The sequence below is a fragment of the Kribbella sp. genome, from assembly GCF_035655035.1.
Taxonomy (GTDB): domain Bacteria; phylum Actinomycetota; class Actinomycetes; order Propionibacteriales; family Kribbellaceae; genus Kribbella.
Window position 1 is genome coordinate 1 of sequence record NZ_DASRVN010000619.1, and the last position, 15949, is coordinate 15949.

13 protein-coding genes are annotated in these 15949 nt (G+C 69.3%); 12 read left to right on the forward strand and 1 reads right to left on the reverse strand.

The genetic code is table 11. The features are described from left to right. The 11 genes from VFF46_RS32420 to VFF46_RS32470 all read left to right on the forward strand — a co-directional run. A partial coding sequence (locus tag VFF46_RS32420; protein ID WP_325041050.1) for an alkaline phosphatase family protein occupies positions 1-1264 on the forward strand: 1264 nt, incomplete at its 5' end. A gap of 114 nt (positions 1265-1378) precedes the next feature. Beyond that, a complete protein-coding gene (locus VFF46_RS32425; protein WP_325041051.1) occupies positions 1379-2590 on the forward strand; it encodes an amidohydrolase family protein in 1212 nt (403 codons plus the stop codon). A 320-nt stretch (positions 2591-2910) separates the two neighbouring features. Further along, a complete protein-coding gene (locus VFF46_RS32430) occupies positions 2911-3984 on the forward strand; it encodes a sugar phosphate isomerase/epimerase family protein (protein ID WP_325041052.1) in 1074 nt (357 codons plus the stop codon). After that, the gene (locus VFF46_RS32435) at positions 3981-4853 is read left to right on the forward strand and encodes an ABC transporter permease (protein ID WP_325041053.1); all 873 of its coding nucleotides are present in this window, start codon (positions 3981-3983) and stop codon (positions 4851-4853) included. The genes VFF46_RS32430 and VFF46_RS32435 overlap by 4 nt, the downstream gene beginning before the upstream one ends. A gap of 11 nt (positions 4854-4864) precedes the next feature. Further along, positions 4865-5881 (forward strand): ABC transporter permease, encoded by a 1017-nt coding sequence (locus VFF46_RS32440; RefSeq protein ID WP_325041054.1) that lies wholly within the window; start codon positions 4865-4867, stop codon positions 5879-5881. 25 nt (positions 5882-5906) lie between these two features. Continuing rightward, positions 5907-6947: an ABC transporter ATP-binding protein gene (locus tag VFF46_RS32445; protein ID WP_325041055.1), complete on the forward strand. Its 1041-nt coding sequence runs from the start codon at positions 5907-5909 to the stop codon at positions 6945-6947. Beyond that, positions 6944-8053, forward strand: coding sequence for an oligopeptide/dipeptide ABC transporter ATP-binding protein (locus VFF46_RS32450; RefSeq protein ID WP_325041056.1), 1110 nt, complete (start codon positions 6944-6946; stop codon positions 8051-8053). Before VFF46_RS32445 ends, VFF46_RS32450 begins: the two co-directional genes overlap by 4 nt. Continuing rightward, positions 8040-9668 (forward strand): ABC transporter substrate-binding protein, encoded by a 1629-nt coding sequence (locus tag VFF46_RS32455; protein ID WP_325041057.1) that lies wholly within the window; start codon positions 8040-8042, stop codon positions 9666-9668. The genes VFF46_RS32450 and VFF46_RS32455 overlap by 14 nt, the downstream gene beginning before the upstream one ends. Positions 9669-9756: 88 nt before the next feature. Next, positions 9757-10818: a sugar phosphate isomerase/epimerase family protein gene (locus VFF46_RS32460; protein WP_325041058.1), complete on the forward strand. Its 1062-nt coding sequence runs from the start codon at positions 9757-9759 to the stop codon at positions 10816-10818. Further along, positions 10818-12350: a chlorohydrolase family protein gene (locus tag VFF46_RS32465; RefSeq protein ID WP_325041059.1), complete on the forward strand. Its 1533-nt coding sequence runs from the start codon at positions 10818-10820 to the stop codon at positions 12348-12350. Before VFF46_RS32460 ends, VFF46_RS32465 begins: the two co-directional genes overlap by 1 nt. Before the next feature lie 72 nt (positions 12351-12422). Beyond that, positions 12423-13217, forward strand: coding sequence for an IclR family transcriptional regulator domain-containing protein (locus tag VFF46_RS32470; protein ID WP_325041060.1), 795 nt, complete (start codon positions 12423-12425; stop codon positions 13215-13217). Between the two features lie 20 nt (positions 13218-13237). Here the strand turns inward: VFF46_RS32470 and VFF46_RS32475 are convergent, their stop codons facing one another. Continuing rightward, positions 13238-14896 (reverse strand): carboxylesterase/lipase family protein, encoded by a 1659-nt coding sequence (locus tag VFF46_RS32475; protein ID WP_325041061.1) that lies wholly within the window; start codon positions 14894-14896, stop codon positions 13238-13240. A gap of 92 nt (positions 14897-14988) precedes the next feature. Between VFF46_RS32475 and VFF46_RS32480 the strand changes: the two genes are divergently transcribed. Continuing rightward, the gene (locus VFF46_RS32480) at positions 14989-15756 is read left to right on the forward strand and encodes a helix-turn-helix domain-containing protein (protein ID WP_325041062.1); all 768 of its coding nucleotides are present in this window, start codon (positions 14989-14991) and stop codon (positions 15754-15756) included. Positions 15757-15949: the final 193 nt, after the last annotated feature.

Genomic DNA, 15949 nt, shown 5'->3' on the forward strand with positions numbered 1-15949 from the left:
GTACGGCGACATCCCGCAGGGCAACGGCGACCCGGCGCTGACGCAGTACGGCGAGAACGTGACGCCGAACCAGCACGCGCTGGCGAAGCAGTTCGGGCTGTACGACAACACCTACGACATCGGCACGAACTCGGCCGAGGGTCACAGCTGGCTGATGCAGGCCGACAACCCCGAGTACACCGAGTCGACGGCCGGCGAGTACCAGCGCAGCTACGACAGCTACAACGACGTCCTCGGCCACCAGAAGAGCGGCTTCATCTGGACCGGGGCCGAGGCGGCGGGCAAGACCGCGCGCGACTTCGGCGAGTACCAGATGCAGCAGAACAACAAGCCGTCCGCCGCGAGCTGGCAGAACCTGTACTGCGACACCAAGAACATGGCGGCGAACCCCGCGCAGAACACGGCGTACCCGATGTACTCGAACGTGGACATCCCGTCGCTCAACGACATCTCCGTGCACGGCTACCCCGGGGGCGACCTCAGCATCCCCGACATCTACCGGTACGAGATCTGGAAGCGTGACTTCGAGCAGCACGGCCCGGCGAACCTGAACATGTTCTGGTTGCCCAACGACCACACCGGCGGTGGGCCGACCGGACCCGCCCAGGTCGCGGACAACGACCTCGCGGTCGGCAAGGTCGTCGACACGATCTCGCACAGCAAGTACTGGAAGGACTCCGCGATCTTCGTGGTCGAGGACGACTCCCAGGCCGGCGTCGACCACGTCGACGGTCACCGGGCGCCGATCCAGATCATCAGCCCCTGGGCCCAGCACGGCGCCGTCGACAGCCGGTACTACTCCCAGATCACGATGATCCGCACCATCGAGCAGATCCTCGGGATCCACCCGATGAACCAGAAGGACAGCGCCGCGACGCCGATGCGTACGGCGTTCACGGACAAGCCCGACTACACACCGTTCACCGCTCTGCCCAACCGGACCCCGCTGACCCAGGGCCTGTCGACGTTACCGGCCTGCGGCGCGGACACCCCGGCGGCGCAGAACCCGAACGCCGCGCCCGCGCCCACCGGGACGGTCCCGGCGGCCGAGCAGCCGGTCGCCGCGCAGTGGGAGGCCTGGAAGGCGAAGCAGCCGTTCACCGGACCCAACTCGAAGATCGACTCGGCTCCGCCCGCGCAGATGAATCGCTTCTCGTGGTACGAGGCCCACGGTTTCGCCAAGCCCTACCCGGGTGACACCAAGATCTACGCGCCGAACGAAGTACCAGGCGCCTACATCCCGGGCTCCGACAGCGACGGCTGACCCCTGCAACCGAAGACACCCCGACGGCCCGCCGGATTCCCGGCGGGCCGTCGGCCTGTCGGCTGCCGGTGCCGGGGCCTGTCATCATGTGGGCGTCGACCAAGGAGCCGCCGCATGAGCCTGACGATCCGGAACGCCCGTCCGTGGGGGAGTGCGCCGACCGACGTCGTCGTCCGGGACGGGAGGATCGCGGAGCTCCGGCCGTACGACGGAACGTCGCCGGCCGCCGGCGACGTGGACGGTCGCGGACGTCTGCTCGTGCCGTCGTTCTCCGACGTCCACGTGCACCTGGACTCGACCCGGATCGGCCTGCCGTTCCGTCCGCACACCGGCGCGCCGGGGGTGTGGGCGATGATGCTGAACGACCGCGCCAACTGGCGTACGGCGGAGGTCCCGATCACCGAGCGGGTCCGGAACACCTTCGGCGCGATGATCGCCCGCGGTACGACCCGGGTCCGGAGCTACGCGCAGATCGACGTGGACTGCCGGCTGGAGCGGTTCGAAGCGGTGCTGGCCGCGAAGGAGTACTTCGCGGATTCGGCTCAGGTGGAGATCATCGCCTTTCCGCAGGCCGGTCTGCTCCGCGAGGACGGTACGCCCGGGCTGCTCGAGGAGGCGCTCGGCTCCGGGGCGACCGTGATGGGCGGCATCGACCCGTGCCTGCTCGACCGCGATCCGGTCCGGCATCTCGACATCGTGTTCGGGCTGGCCGAGAAGTACCAGGTCGCGGTCGACATCCACCTGCACGAACCGGGCGAGCTCGCCGTGTTCAGCACCGACCTGATCCTGGAGCGCACGCGAGCGCTCGGGATGCAGGGAAAGGTGACGCTGTCGCACGCGTATCAGCTGGGCAGCGTGAACGAGACGACCACGCGGCGGCTGATCCAGGAGTTCGCCGAGCTGGACGTGGCGATGGCGTCCGTCGCGCCGCCGTCGGTGCCGGGGCAGTTGCCGCTGACCGAGTTGACCGCGGCCGGCGTGCGGTTCGGGCTCGGCGAGGACGGGCAGCGCGACTACTGGTCGCCGTACGGCAACTGCGACATGCTCGACCGGACCTGGCAGCTCGCGTTCACCAACGGGTTCCGCAAGGACGAGCTGATCGAGCATTGCCTGGCGGTCGCGACCGTTGGTGGGGCCAGCGTTCTGGATCCGGCGTCGGCCCGGCTGACGAGCGTCGGAGACCGGCCGGGCGTGGCTGTCGGCGACCCGGCGGAGCTGTTGCTGGTCGCCGGCGAGACGCCGACGTCGGCCGTGATGGATCGCAGTACCGACCGGACCGTGATCCACGCCGGCCGGGTCGTTGCCGACGGCCTCGAACTCGTCTGATTTCCCTTTACTCGCTGCTGATGCGTCCAATCCTTGCCTACCGCAAGGATTGCTGCTGACGGTCGCGCGCTGCTGTCTCCTGAGTCTCAGGTGCGGCGGAAGCCGGTCTGAGAGGCGATCGCCCCGGACTCCGGTCACGCGCGGTTGACCGTCGCTGCCGGGTGGTGACCTGCCCTGGTCCGGGCTTCGCGGTCGATCCGGGAGAGGCGGTCGCGGGGCATTGACGTGATCTCCGCCACGGATCTACCGTGTACGCATCACGTGCCGATGTACGCCAGGCGTACATCTGGGGCGAAGGTTCGGACGCGAAAGGACCGCGGATGAGCGACAGGTTCACGATGCCGGAGATGCCCGGGGCGTCGGTCGTTCGCGCCACGCCTGCAGGGACCACGACGGCGGGGACCGCCACGGCGGGGACCACGACGGCGGGGACCACGACGGCGGGCAAGCGGCTCGGGGCGATGTGCGCGGCCACCCAGGGGATCGCCGAGGGCGACTGGCCGGCCGCGCTGGATTACGCCGAGCGGCTCGGCCTGGACGGCGTACTCTTCCCGACACCGAGCGCTGCCAGCCCGTCTCTCGACCCCGCCGAGCTCGCGGAGGCCCGCGCCGCAGCGGCCGAACGCGGACTGTTCGTCGAGTCCGGCATCGGGTTTCTCGGCCCGGCCGACGACCCCGCACCGCTGCTCGACGAGCTCCTCGCCGCGGCCAAGGCTGCGGCCGCCCTCGGATGCACGCAGTTCTTCGCCTACACCCGTACGGAGCGGCGTGGCGGGCTGGAGAACCATCGGCGGCAGCTCGCGCAGATCGAGCGAACGTTGCGCGGGATGCGTCCGTTCCTCGAGGAGCACGGTTGCCGGGTGAACATCAAGACCCACGAGGACCTGTCCTCGGTCGAAGTCCTCCGTCTGGTCGAGACGCTCGGGGCGGATGTGTTCGGGGTGAGCCTCGACGTCGCGAACCTGGTCGTCCGCGGCGAGGACCCGGCAGCGGCAACCCGGCGACTGGCGCCGTACGTCCACCAGACCCACCTCGAGGATGTCGCGCTGTCCTTCGTCGACCGCGGCCTGCGGCGCAGGCTGAGGCCGTGCGGTGACGGGATCCTCGACTGGCAGTCGATTCTGCGGTGTCTTCTCGACCAGGCGCCCGTACAGCATCTCGTCTTCGAGCAGCACCGCGGCCGGTTCGACGTCGAGATCTTCGACCCGGCGTGGTTCGACGCCGAGCCCCAGGTACGCCCGGAGGAACTCGCGCAACTGGTACGCGGCGCAGTGGGCTCGACTCCCGACGACCCCGCCGTCGAGGTGGACGCGGACGGCCGGGCCGAGCAGCTGCGCCGGAGCGCCGCCTACGTCCGATCCGTGCTCGAGTCCATCAGCGGAGAGCCCTCATGACCAGCATCGCCCTCGCACCGCCGCGCGGCATTCGGCGTCGCATCTCCTCCAGTGACACGGTCCTGGTCCTGGCGCTGAGCGCTTTGGGGCTGGTGGCCCTGACCGTGATCGTCGGACCGCTCGTGTGGCGGTACAGCTCCAACGCCGTCGATCTCGGTGCCCAGCTGTCGCCGCCGTCGAGCAGACATCCGCTCGGCACCGACAGCCTCGGTCGTGACCTGCTCGCGCGGGTGCTCGTCGGTGCCCGTACGTCGTTGGGCGCGGCCCTGGTCGTCGCACTCGCGGGCGCCGTGCTCGGCTGCCTCACCGGGCTGCTCGCCGGCGCCCTGCGCGGCTACGTCGACGCCGCCCTCACCTGGCTGACCAACTCGATCCTGTGCTTCCCCTCGATCATGCTCGCGATGGCCGTGGTGATGGCGCTGAAGCCGGGCATCCCGGCCGTGGTGATCGGCCTGTCGATCCACTCGTTCCCGTGGTACATGCGGACGCTGCGCGGTGAGGTGCTGCGGGTCTCGTCGATGGACTTCGTGAAGTCGACGCGGGCGATCGGCGCCGGCCAGGGCCGGGTGCTGTTCCGGCACATCCTGCCGCACCTGATCTCCACGATCGTGCTGCAGATGGCGGCGGTGTTCGGCGCCGCGGTGCTCGCGCTCGCGGCGCTGGGCTTCCTCGGTATGGGGGCGCAGCCGCCCACGGCAGAGCTCGGAGCCATGATCACCGACGGCCAGCAGTTCTTCCTGACGGGCCAGTGGTGGATCGCCGCCTTCCCCGGCCTGGTGCTGCTGATCGCCGTCACCCTGACCACCATCGTCGCCGACCGGGCCCGCGAGCTCCTCGACCCGCGCGGCGAGTACATCGTGGCGGACTGAGAGGAATGCCGATGCTCACGCTGATCTCCAAACGCCTGATGGTTGCCCTCGGCACCATCCTCGGCGCCTCGCTGTTCTCGTTCGTGCTGCTGCGCAAACTCCCGGGCGACCCGGCCCGGCTCGTCGGCGGCGAGCTGGCCGACGCCACGACGATCGACAACCTGCGCGCGGCCATGGGCCTGAACAACGCGCTGCCGGTCCAGTTCTGGGACTACCTGTCCACCCTGGGCCACGGCAACCTCGGTTTCTCCTACAGCACGGGCCAGAACGTGGTTGACGTCGTCCGGACCCGGCTTCCGGCAACCGTCGAGCTCGGGCTGACCGGAGTGACGTTCGCGGTCGTGTCCGCGGTCGTGTTCGCTGCCGTCGCCGTCTACCGACGCAAGCGTGGTGCCGACGTGTCGTTGCGCATCGCTTCGTCGCTGGCGATGGGCTCGCCGCCGTTCTGGCTCGCGCTGGTGGCCATCCTGCTGCTGGCGGTCAAGCTCGGGGTGTTCCCGGGGCCCGAGGGTCGTCTCTCGCCGGGGATCCAGCCGCCGGCGCCGGTCACCGGCCTCTACACGATCGACGCGCTGATGGCCGGTCAGCTGTCCACGTTCTTCAACGCCCTGTGGCACCTGGTACTACCGGGCGCCGCGATCGCGGTCGGTCCGTTCGCCTTCCTCAGCCGGCTGTTCCGGTCCCAGCTGCGGACCACCGTCCGCGAGCCGTTCGTACTCGTCGCGCGCAGCCGCGGCATCACCCGGCGGAAGGTCTTCGTCCGGCACGTCGTCCCGAACTCGTTGCTGCCGCTGGTGGCGGCGACCGCCATGCTGTTCGCCGAGCTGATGACCGGCAGCGTCCTGATCGAGAAGGTGTTCGGCTGGCCGGGGGTCGGCTCACTGACCGTCGACGCGATCCTGCAGAAGGACTTCGCGGTCGTCCAGGGCGTGATCCTGCTCAGCGCCGTTCTCTACGTGACCGTCAGCTTCCTCGCCGACATCGCGTACGCCGCCATCGATCCCCGCATCCGAGCCGGAGCCCGGTGACATGACTCGATCAGGAGTGGAGCTCATGACCCAGAGCGCAGTCCCCGGGAACGCGGCCGACGGAGAGAGCCTGCTGGAGGTCCGCGGGCTGCGGACCGAGTTCGCGACCGCGCGCGGCACCGTCGCCGCCGTCCGCGACGTCAGCTTCACGATCCGCCGGCGCGAACGGCTCGCGATCGTCGGCGAGTCGGGCTCCGGGAAGTCGGCGATGGCGATGTCGATCGTCGGACTGCTGCAGCCGCCCGGACGGGTGGTCGCCGGCGAGGTGCTGCTCGAGGGGCGGAACCTTCGCGGCCTGCCGGACGCGGAACTCTCGCGGATCCGCGGCCGCCGGATCTCCCTGGTCTTCCAGGACCCGATGAGCGCGCTCGACCCGATCCGCAGCATCGGCGCGCAGATGGTCGAGGCGATCCGGGCGCACCAGGACGTGAACCGGAAGGTGGCTCGCCGGACGGCCGCGGATCTGCTCGGTGAGGTCGGGGTCGTCGATGCCGCGCGCCGGCTGTCCGACTACCCGCACCAGTACTCCGGCGGTATGCGGCAGCGGGTGCTGATCGCGCTGGCGCTGGCCAACTCACCCGAACTGGTGATCGCGGACGAGCCCACCACGGCGCTCGACGTCACGACCCAGGCGCAGGTCCTGGAGCTGCTGGACAGGCTGGTCACCGATCGCCGGGCGGCGTTGATGCTGATCACCCACAATCTCGGCATCGTCGCGGGGTACTGCGACTCGGTCAAGGTCATGTACGCGGGTCGGCTCGTCGAGGAGAGCTCCAGCCGGGAGCTGTTCCGCGCGCCCGCCCACCCGTACTCGCGTGAGCTGATCAAGTGCGTACTGCGCACCGATCAACGCCAGCACGGGCGGCTGGCAACGATCCCGGGAGCACTGCCCGACCCGACGAAACCGTTCGTCGGCTGCGCGTTCGAGCCACGCTGCCCGGTCGGTCACGGGATCGCGGTCTGCCAGAGCACCGACCCCGTCCTGGTCCCGTTCGGCCGGCCCGAGGCCGGCCACGCGACTAGTTGCCACTTTCCAGGCGCCACCCGTCAGGAGGCCGTCTCATGACCACCGCACAGCCTGAGCCCGCGCTCGACCGGCCCGTGGACGAGGAGGTCCTGCTCCGGGTGCGCGGCCTGACGAAGTCGTACGGCGGTCAGCGAAGCGGCGTACGGATGCGTCGAAGCAACCAGGTGCACGCGCTGCGCGACGTGTCGTTCGACGTGCACCGCGGAGAAACCCTCGGTCTGGTGGGGGAGTCCGGCTCCGGCAAGTCCACCGCGGCGTCGTGCGTACTGCGCCTGGCAGAGCCCGACGCGGGATCGGTGGAGCTCGACGGCACCGACGTACTCGGGCTGCCGAACCGCGAGTTGCGGCGGATCCGCTCCCGCATGCAGATGGTCTTCCAGGATCCGTACGGTTCCCTCGATCCGCGGTTCTCGGTCCGCGAGCTGGTGGAGGAGCCGCTGCTGGTCCACGGCGAGCACGACGCCGGCGTACGGCGGACCCGGGCGCTGGAGATGCTCGAGCGCGTCGGTCTTTCCGCGGCACTGGCCGAGCGCAATGCCCACGCCTTCTCCGGAGGGCAGCGGCAGCGCATCGCGATCGCGCGGGCGCTCGTCCTCAACCCGGAGCTGGTCGTGCTCGACGAGCCCGTGACCGCGCTCGACGTCTCGGTCCAGGCACAGGTGCTCAACCTGCTCACCGACCTGCAGGCCGAACTGCGGCTGACGTACCTGTTCATCGTCCACGACCTGGCCGTCGCGCAGTACGTCTGTCACCGCATCGCCGTGATGTACCTGGGCGAGATCGTGGAGCTGGCCGACTCCGACGAGCTGTTCGCCAATCCGTTGCACCCCTACACCGTCTCGCTGCTGATCGCGGCGCCGGTGCCGGATCCGGACGTGATGGTCCAGACCCGGACCGCATTGCGCGAGACCAAGGTCCAGCCAGGGGTGGCGGCCTCACCAGGCTGCCCGCTCCGGCCGCGGTGCCCGGTCGGCGCCGACCGACCCGAGTGCCTGACAGCTCCCACGCTGCGTGAGATCGCGCCTGGGCACTCCGTCGCCTGCCATTACCCCGGCGAGCTGCAGCAGCGGCTCTCCCTCCAGCCCGGTCCTCCCGGCCCCGAGCTGAACCCGTCCGCTGAAAGGACCGCACGTGACTACAACTGACCCCACACGGAGCCGCCTGCGCGCCGTGATCGTTACGACCGGGACGGCTGCCCTGCTCGCGGTGAGCGCCGCCTGCAACCCATCCGGTACGACGGGAGCCGGCGGCAGCTCGAGCCGACCCTTCACCGTCAACTGGGCGACGAACATCTCCAGCCTGGACCCGGCGTTCGTGTGTCCCGGCGACGACAACAGCTTTGCCAGCAACTTCTACGGGCGGCTGGTGAAACTCTCGACGACCGTGGACGGTTCGGGCTTCACCACGGCCAACCCGGATCCCAGCAAGGTGCAGCCGGACCTGGCTACCAGTTGGCAGGTGTCGGGCGACGGCAAGACGTATACGTTCAAGCTGCCCGCCGGGAAGAAGTTCGCCAACGGCGATCCGCTCGACGCGAACGCGGTGAAGTACTCCCTGGACCGCACCGTGAAGATGGGCGCCTGCGGCGCGCTGTCCCTGCAGTTGGGCATCACGAAGCCGCCGTTGATCCAGAGCGTCGCGGCCCCCGACGCGACGACGGTCGTCCTCCACCTGCGGCAGGCCTATCCCGCGATCCTCTACAGCCTGGCCCAGAGCAGAGGCTCGATCTACGACCCCAAGCTCATCGAGGCCAACGGCGGCACCGCTGCCGGCCGGCCGAACCAATGGCTGACCAGCCACACCGCGAGCAGCAGCGGGCCCTACGTGCTCAAGGAATACGTGCCCAACAGCTACGCGGTGCTCGAGCGCAATCCCAACTACTACGGGACGCCCGCTCGCGAGCCTGACGTCCGGATCAACTTCGTCAGCTCGGTCCCGACCTTGCTCCTGCAGGCCGAGAACGGTCAGGCCGACGTCACCCTCGGCCTCCCACCCCAGAGCGTGAAGAACCTGAGCCAGAAGAGCTGCTGTCAGGTCGTCAGCGCCAGCAGCTCGACACCGGTCACGGTCTCGCTGAACCACAACGGACCGGTCACCGACAACGTGAAGTTCCGTGAGGCGCTCACCTACGCGGTGCCGTACTCCGAGATCATCAGCAAGGTCGCCTACGGGTACGGAGACTCCTACTACGGCCCGGTCGTGCCCGGGATGGCGGGGTACAACCAGGCCCTCGAGCCCGCGCGCGCCTACGATCCGGACAAGGCCAAGAAGGTTCTCGCCGACTCGGGTGTGAAGGCTCCGCAGCTGGACCTGATGATCAACCCGACAGCACCAGGGGTCTCCGACATCGCGACCCTGCTGCAGTCCGCCTGGCAGAGCATCGGGGTCAAGGTGAACCTGGTGGCGAAGCCGCCGGCCGACTTCAGCACGCTGTTCAACGACGGCAAGTACCAGTCCGCGTTGCTGTTCGAGAACAGCACACCGATCGGCGGCTACGAGCTCCGCAAGAAGATGACCTGCGGCAGCCAGTTCAACAACCAGCACATCTGCATCGCGGGCAGCATGCCCCTGCTGCAGGAGCTCAACAACACCGCCGACGTCGCCAAGCAACAGCCGATCGTCGATCAGCTCGTCAAGCTGTGGGTGGCGAACTCACCCACGATCATCCTCTACCGCGCACGCTTCACCGCGGTCCTCGGCAAGGACGTGAAGCACTTCGCGTACGCGGCGAACACCCGCATCGCCGACTGGGGTCGCTGATCCCCGGGTCTGCCGCCGGCCTCCCGCCGGCGGCAGACAGCCTTCCCGCACCTGCGCGACGACTCGCGAACGCCCACAAGGAGGAATCATGAAGATCGGTGTCGACGGCCGGAAGATCCCTGGAGCCGAGGACCGCAGCCCGCTCGAGATCCTCGACCATGCCCAGAGCCTCGGCATGGAAGGGGTCTACTTCCGAACGGTGCTGGACATCACGCCCACCCTCGATCGCGGGCTGCTGCGCGAGCTGCGCCAGCATGCCGACCGCCTCGGCCTGTACCTCCAGATGGGGCTGGCGAAGGTCAACCCCTACGCCGCCGCCGAGGCGCCCGAGATTCGCCGGCTCGGTGACGGCGACTACACCAGTGGCATGCTCAAGATGCTCGAGGCCTGCAGCGAAGGGGCAGACTGTCACGAGCTGTGGGTGGCGTGTGGCAGCTACAAGAGCGACCTGCCCGGGTACTACGCGATCGACCGCTTCCGGTCGGACGCGCCGTGGCCCGACCAGCTGCAGGCGATCGAGAAGTTCCTGCGGTTGCTGGCCCCGGCGGTGCGCGACCTGAACTGCCACCTGAACATCGAGACCCACGAGGAGATCACCAGCTGGGAGGTCGTGCGCCTCGTCGAGTCGGTCGGGCCCGACGTCCTGGGCATCACCTTCGACACGGCAAATGTCCTCGTCCGCGGCGAGCACCCGGTGGCCGCGGCTCGGCGGGTCGCGCCGTACGTGCGGGCCACCCACCTGCGCGACTCGGTCCTGGTCCCGACCCAGGACGGGCTTGCCCGGATCTTCTCGCCGTGCGGCCTGGGCGTCATCGACTGGGCCGAGCTGCTCGGCGCGTTGCGGGAGCACACGCCCGACCTGCAGGCGTCGATCGAGCCGGCCGGTACGACGCTCGCCGTACCGATCGGTCTGCACGACGAGCACTGGCGGTCCCTGCATCCCGATCTCGTCGAGGACGAGGTCGCCGCGCTGCTCCTGCTCGCCGACGAGTACGCCGCCCGCGCCGCACGGGGCGACGTACCCACTGCCGAGGCGTTCCGCGCGACGCCGTACGACGGGGAGGACTTCATCCGCCGCAGCGCGGCACACCTCCGGTCGACCCTGGCCGAGCTCGAGGCCTCGCCGGAACGCGCCAAGGTCGGCGGCTGATGGGTTCGCCTGCGACGACGGCTGTGCACGCACGCTTCGTCCTCGGGTTCGACGGAGGCGATCACGTGCTGCTCGAGGACGCCTCGGTGATCTACGGCGGCAGTGTCCTCGAGTACGTCGGCCCGCGCCGGGACGTCGTCGCCGATCGCGTCGTCGAGCTGGGGGAGGCGCTGGTGATACCGGGGCTGATCGACCTCGACGCCGTCGCGGACATCGACCACGCGTTGCTGGACTCGTGGGCGTCGGCCCGCTCCGCGCCGGGCCTGCAGTGGTCGGAGGACTACTTCGGCTCGCGCCGTACCGACGTGTTCGACCAGGAGGAGCGGACCTTCATCCGCCGGTACGCGCTGGCGCAGCTCCTGTTGCACGGCATCACCACCTGCCTGCCGATCGCCTCCGAGGTGCACAGCGCGTGGGCCGAGACGTACGACGACGCGATCGGTCTCGCGGAGTCGGCGCGTGAGCTGGGAATCCGGGCGTACGTCGGCCCCAGCTACCGGTCCGGCGTGAACGTGTCGCGGGCCGACGGCACCCGGGACGTGCTGTGGAACCACGACCTGGGCCGGGCCGGCCTCGACGACGCCGCACGCTTCCTCGCCACCGTGGGCAACACGCCCGACGGACTGGTCCGCGGCGCCCTGGTGCCCTGCCGGATCGAGACGATGTCGTTCGAGCTCCTGGAGTCGACTGCCCAGCTTGCCCGCGAGTACGACGTACCCGTGCGACTGCACTGCATGCAGAGCGAGCTGGAGCTGGAACTTCTGCGTCGGTGGTACGACGAGACGCCGCTGGAGTTGCTGGACCGGAGCGGACTCCTCGGCTGTCGTCTCCTTGTGCCTCACGCGACCTACGGGAGCAGCGACCGGGACCGGCGCTCGCCCAGCGACGACGAGCTCGCCGCCCTCGCGCGCGCAGGGGTGTCGGTGGTGCATTGCCCGTCGACCTCGCTGCGCTACGGAATGGTCCTCGATACCTTCGATCGCTTCACGGCGGCGGGCGTCACGGTGACGCTGGGCAGCGACAGTTTCCCGCCCGACCTGCTCCGGGCGATGGACGAGGGGTCGTGCCTGGCCAAGGTCCTGGAACGACGGCTCGACGCCGGCGACCTGGCGACGTACTTCCGGGCGGGCACGCTGCACGCTGCGAGCGCCCTCGGCCGGGACGACCTCGGCAGGCTCGAACCCGGTGCGCAGGCGGACTTCGTCGCGCTGCGGCTGGACGACTTCCGGCTCGGAGTCGTCGACGACCCGCTGCGCACGGTCGTGATGTCCGGCTCGTCCCGCGACCTCGCGCTGTCCGTGATAGCCGGCCGGACAGTGGTCGAGAACGGCCGGCTGCCCGGGGCCGACCTTCCTGCGATGAAGGCCCGGGCACAGTCGCTCTTCGCCCGGATGCGAGCGGCCTACAGCTCACGGGACGCGTCCCGGCGCGGCGCGGACGCACTGTTCCCACCGGTCTTCCCGCGCATCCGCCACGCGGCCGCAGGGCGTTCGAGTACCGCGCGGCAGGTGCACCATGAGCTGGGAGAATGATCAGATGGCCTCGGACCACGACCACACGCGATCGCGCGGAACCAACCACGACCACCTGAGGATCGGTAACTGATGGATGAGCCACGGCAGGTCGACCCGCCCGAGGCTCCGTACTTCGTGACGGCGGTCGCGCGGGCCCTCCAGATCATGCAGTCGTTCACCGCTGAGCGGCCCGAGCTGTCCTTCACCGAAGTGGGACACCTGACCGGGCTGAGCCGTGCGACGACCAGGCGGATCCTGCTCACTCTCCGGGACCTGGGGTTCGTCCACTCCGACGACGGCCGGTCGTTCCGGCTCGCCCCCCGGGTGCTCGGTCTCGGCTACAGCTACCTGTCCAGTACGCCGCTGCGCGACGTCGCGCGGCCCCACCTCGAACAGGTGTCCGGCGACCTCTTCGAGACCGCGGGGCTGGCCATCCTCGACCTGCCCGACATCGTCTACATCGCGATCGCGATCAGCCCGCGCCTCACCGGCGTACGGATCAATCTGGGAACCCGCTTCCCGGCGCACGCCACGGCAGCGGGTCGTGCCCTGCTCGCGCACCTACCAGCCGACGCCCTCGAGGCGTATCTCCACGACCTCCACCTCGACCGGGCCTCGTCGGCACTGTCCAAGTCGGCGCTGCGCGCGGAGTTGGAGCAGGCCCGGCTGAAGCACTGGGTCATCACCACCAGCGAGATCGACGACGACCTCCAGGGGGTGGCCGCTCCGGTGCTGGACCGCACCGGAGCAGCAATCGCCTCGGTCAGCGTCTCCCTGCACAGCGGCAGGCAGAGCCTCGAGAGCCTGGAGCAGGACTTCGTCCCAGCCGTCCTGGCCGCAGCGAAGCAGATCGAATCAGACCTGGCGGGAAGCATCCGCCAATAACAGCTGTGGTCCGGACCGGGTCAGGAGCGTATCGAGGCCCAGAAGGCGCATTGGTGTTCCTGGGCCAGGTCGGTCGTGGTGGTTTTCGAGGCGGCGAGTGACTGGACGTGGTTCTTGTTCTGGAACGGCTGCCACTGTGGCTGACCGGGACTGTCCGGGTTTCCGGTGTGTGCGAATTGTGTCCAGTAGCGCATCATCGTCGCGGAGAGCTGCTTCTGTGCGGGTGTGGTCGGGCCGGGGAGTTGCTTGTCGTTGAAGAGGTATTGGAGTTCGGCGCCGTGGAACGCGCCGGTCGGGAAGTTGGGTTTCGGGAGCGTGCTGAACCACGGAGCCGTCTCGTCGGCGAACTCGTACGAGTAGAGCGGTGTGTGTGCTGCGAGGGCGCGGTCTCGTGCCAGGACCGGGCAGCCCCAGGCCCAGTCGGTGACGACGGTCGCCAAGGCCTCGCCGGCGGAGTGGAACCGTGCGACGGGATAGCGGGCGAGGATCCGTTCGGCGTCGGACCGGTCGAAGAGCGTGTGGATTTGTTCGCGGTAGCCGGCCGGGGTGGTGACTTGGCCGGTGGCGGTTTCGATTGCGGCGGTGAAGAGGCGGTGCTCGTCGCGGGTGGTTCCCTGCATGATCGGCACGTGGCGGAATTGGCCGGTTGCGAAGGCGCGGTCCGGGCTGAGCGGCAGCACGCCACCACCCACGGTGGGTCCTGATCCGATTCCGACGTCGGAGTACTTGGCGAGCTCGTCGGTGGGCTTGGCCCGCAGGCAGGCCGCGGCGGTGGCGCGGTTGGAGCAGCCGACCTCGGCGGCGATGTCGAGGCCGTTGTGCTCGCGCTCGGACCGTGGCCGCGGGAACCAGGTCGGCGGTCCGGGCGACCAGTTCTGGCCGGTGCATTCAGCGCTCTGCACGATGGCCTTTTCGAACAGTCCCGCGGATCCTGGTGCGACCAGATGAGAACAGACACTGGTACCGCCGGCGGACTCACCGAAGATCGTGACGTTGCCCGGGTCGCCGCCGAACGCCGCCGCGTTGCGCTGGACCCACCGCAACGCGGCCTGCTGATCTTCGAGGCCGAAGTTCCCCGAAAGGTGCCGGGCCGCGCCGTGGTCCAGCGCCGGGTGGGCGAGGAAGCCGAAGATGCCGAGCCGGTAGTTGGGGCTGACCACGACGACCTGGCCGCTGTTGGCCAGTTGCTGTGCGTCGTACAGGCTGCCGGCTCCACTGATGAAGCCGTTGCCGTGGATCCAGACCATGACCGGCAGTATGTGTGCGGTGCTGTCGTGCGGGGTGGTGACGTTGAGGTAGAGGCAGTCCTCGGTGCTGCTGGCCGGGTCGATCAGCCCTTCGGCCTGGGCGCAGCGGTTCCCGGGCTTGGTGGCGTCGCGGATGCCGCTCCAGGACGCTGCCGGTCGTGGCGATGCCCAGCGGAGCCGGCCGACCGGCGGTGCGGCGTACGGGATCCCTTGGAAGAGCCGGGCGTCGGTGGTGAGCGTGCCGCGGACGGCTCCGGCGTCGGTCGAGACCACGGTGTCTGCGGGAGTCTCGGGCGTACTTCGGCCGTCGGTGCCTGCTTGGGCTGCTCCGCCACAGGCCGCCGCTGAGCCCGTGAGCAACGCAGCGGTCAGCAGTACTCCGAGGCGGCGAGCGACGCCGGGCCGCCGGCTATGTCTGTCTTGGTGATCCATAGGGCATCCTCACTCGTATTCGTGTGTGGGTCACACTAATATAAAGTGTAAGATACACACGAAGTCAAAATCGCGCGGGAGGAATCGACCTGATGGCGTTGACCGACGATGCGGACCTGCCGCCGGGGCTGGTGCTGGCGTGGGGCCTGCCTGCCAAGGCGCACAGGCTCGGCCGGAAGCCGACGCAGAGCGTCGAGCAGATCGTCGAGGCGGCGCTCGAGCTGGCCGATGCCGACGGGTTCGCCGCGTTGTCGATGCCCAAGATCGCCCAGAAGCTCGGGCTGACCGCGAACGCGATCTACAGGTACGTCAGGTCCCGCGACGAGTTGCTGGTACTGCTCGGTGACGCAGCCTGGGGCCCGGCGCCGGACGGGGTCGCCGACGCGCAGCACTGGCGAGTGGCGGCGACCGTCTGGACGCAGGCGATGGTCGATCGGTGCGACGTCCACCCCTGGCTGTGCGATCTCCCGATCCGTGGCGCGCCGATGACACCGAACCTGCTCGGCTGGACCGAGGCGATCCTGAAAGCGCTGACCCGTGCCGGGCTCAGTCCCAGCGAGAGCCTGTCGTGCGCGTTGCTGCTGGACGGCTATGCCCGGCGGACGGCGAGCGCGCGTCGCGATGTGCGCGACAGCACCACGACCTCCGTCCGGCCGGAAGCAGTGGCACGCTTCCTGGAACCCCGGCTGCGCGAACTCGGATACTCGACCTTGGCCGCGCTGATGGCCGGTGACCAGTACTCCGACGAGGTCCACGAGGCCGACGTGACCTTCGGCCTCGACCGCATCCTCGACGGCATCGACGTACTGATCACACAGAAGCAGTCCGCAGGGGTCCGCCCTGGACGTGGAGTGGTCTAGCCGGGATGCTTTCGGCGGTCAGAGGCGCCTTGCAGAATTGCGGGTATGCCTCAGTCGTGTGCGGTCGTCGGGTCCTCGTCCGTGGTGTCGGCGTTCCGTGCCGCGCTTGATCGGTCGGCCGCGGCGTACCAGTGGTACAGCCGCATCGAGGATGTCGTGGTCGGTGAGCACGACAGCCTGGCGATCCTGGCGA

Excerpts from the sequence above, each read along its gene's own strand:
- VFF46_RS32425 (WP_325041051.1), top strand. The coding sequence starts at position 1,379 with ATGAGCCTGACGATCCGGAACGCCCGTCCGTGGGGGAGTGCGCCGACC.
- VFF46_RS32430 (WP_325041052.1), top strand. The coding sequence starts at position 2,911 with ATGAGCGACAGGTTCACGATGCCGGAGATGCCCGGGGCGTCGGTCGTT.
- VFF46_RS32435 (WP_325041053.1), top strand. The coding sequence starts at position 3,981 with ATGACCAGCATCGCCCTCGCACCGCCGCGCGGCATTCGGCGTCGCATC.
- VFF46_RS32440 (WP_325041054.1), top strand. The coding sequence starts at position 4,865 with ATGCTCACGCTGATCTCCAAACGCCTGATGGTTGCCCTCGGCACCATC.
- VFF46_RS32445 (WP_325041055.1), top strand. The coding sequence starts at position 5,907 with ATGACCCAGAGCGCAGTCCCCGGGAACGCGGCCGACGGAGAGAGCCTG.
- VFF46_RS32450 (WP_325041056.1), top strand. The coding sequence starts at position 6,944 with ATGACCACCGCACAGCCTGAGCCCGCGCTCGACCGGCCCGTGGACGAG.
- VFF46_RS32460 (WP_325041058.1), top strand. The coding sequence starts at position 9,757 with ATGAAGATCGGTGTCGACGGCCGGAAGATCCCTGGAGCCGAGGACCGC.
- VFF46_RS32465 (WP_325041059.1), top strand. The coding sequence starts at position 10,818 with ATGGGTTCGCCTGCGACGACGGCTGTGCACGCACGCTTCGTCCTCGGG.
- VFF46_RS32470 (WP_325041060.1), top strand. The coding sequence starts at position 12,423 with ATGGATGAGCCACGGCAGGTCGACCCGCCCGAGGCTCCGTACTTCGTG.
- VFF46_RS32475 (WP_325041061.1), bottom strand. The coding sequence starts at position 14,896 with ATGGATCACCAAGACAGACATAGCCGGCGGCCCGGCGTCGCTCGCCGC.
- VFF46_RS32480 (WP_325041062.1), top strand. The coding sequence starts at position 14,989 with ATGGCGTTGACCGACGATGCGGACCTGCCGCCGGGGCTGGTGCTGGCG.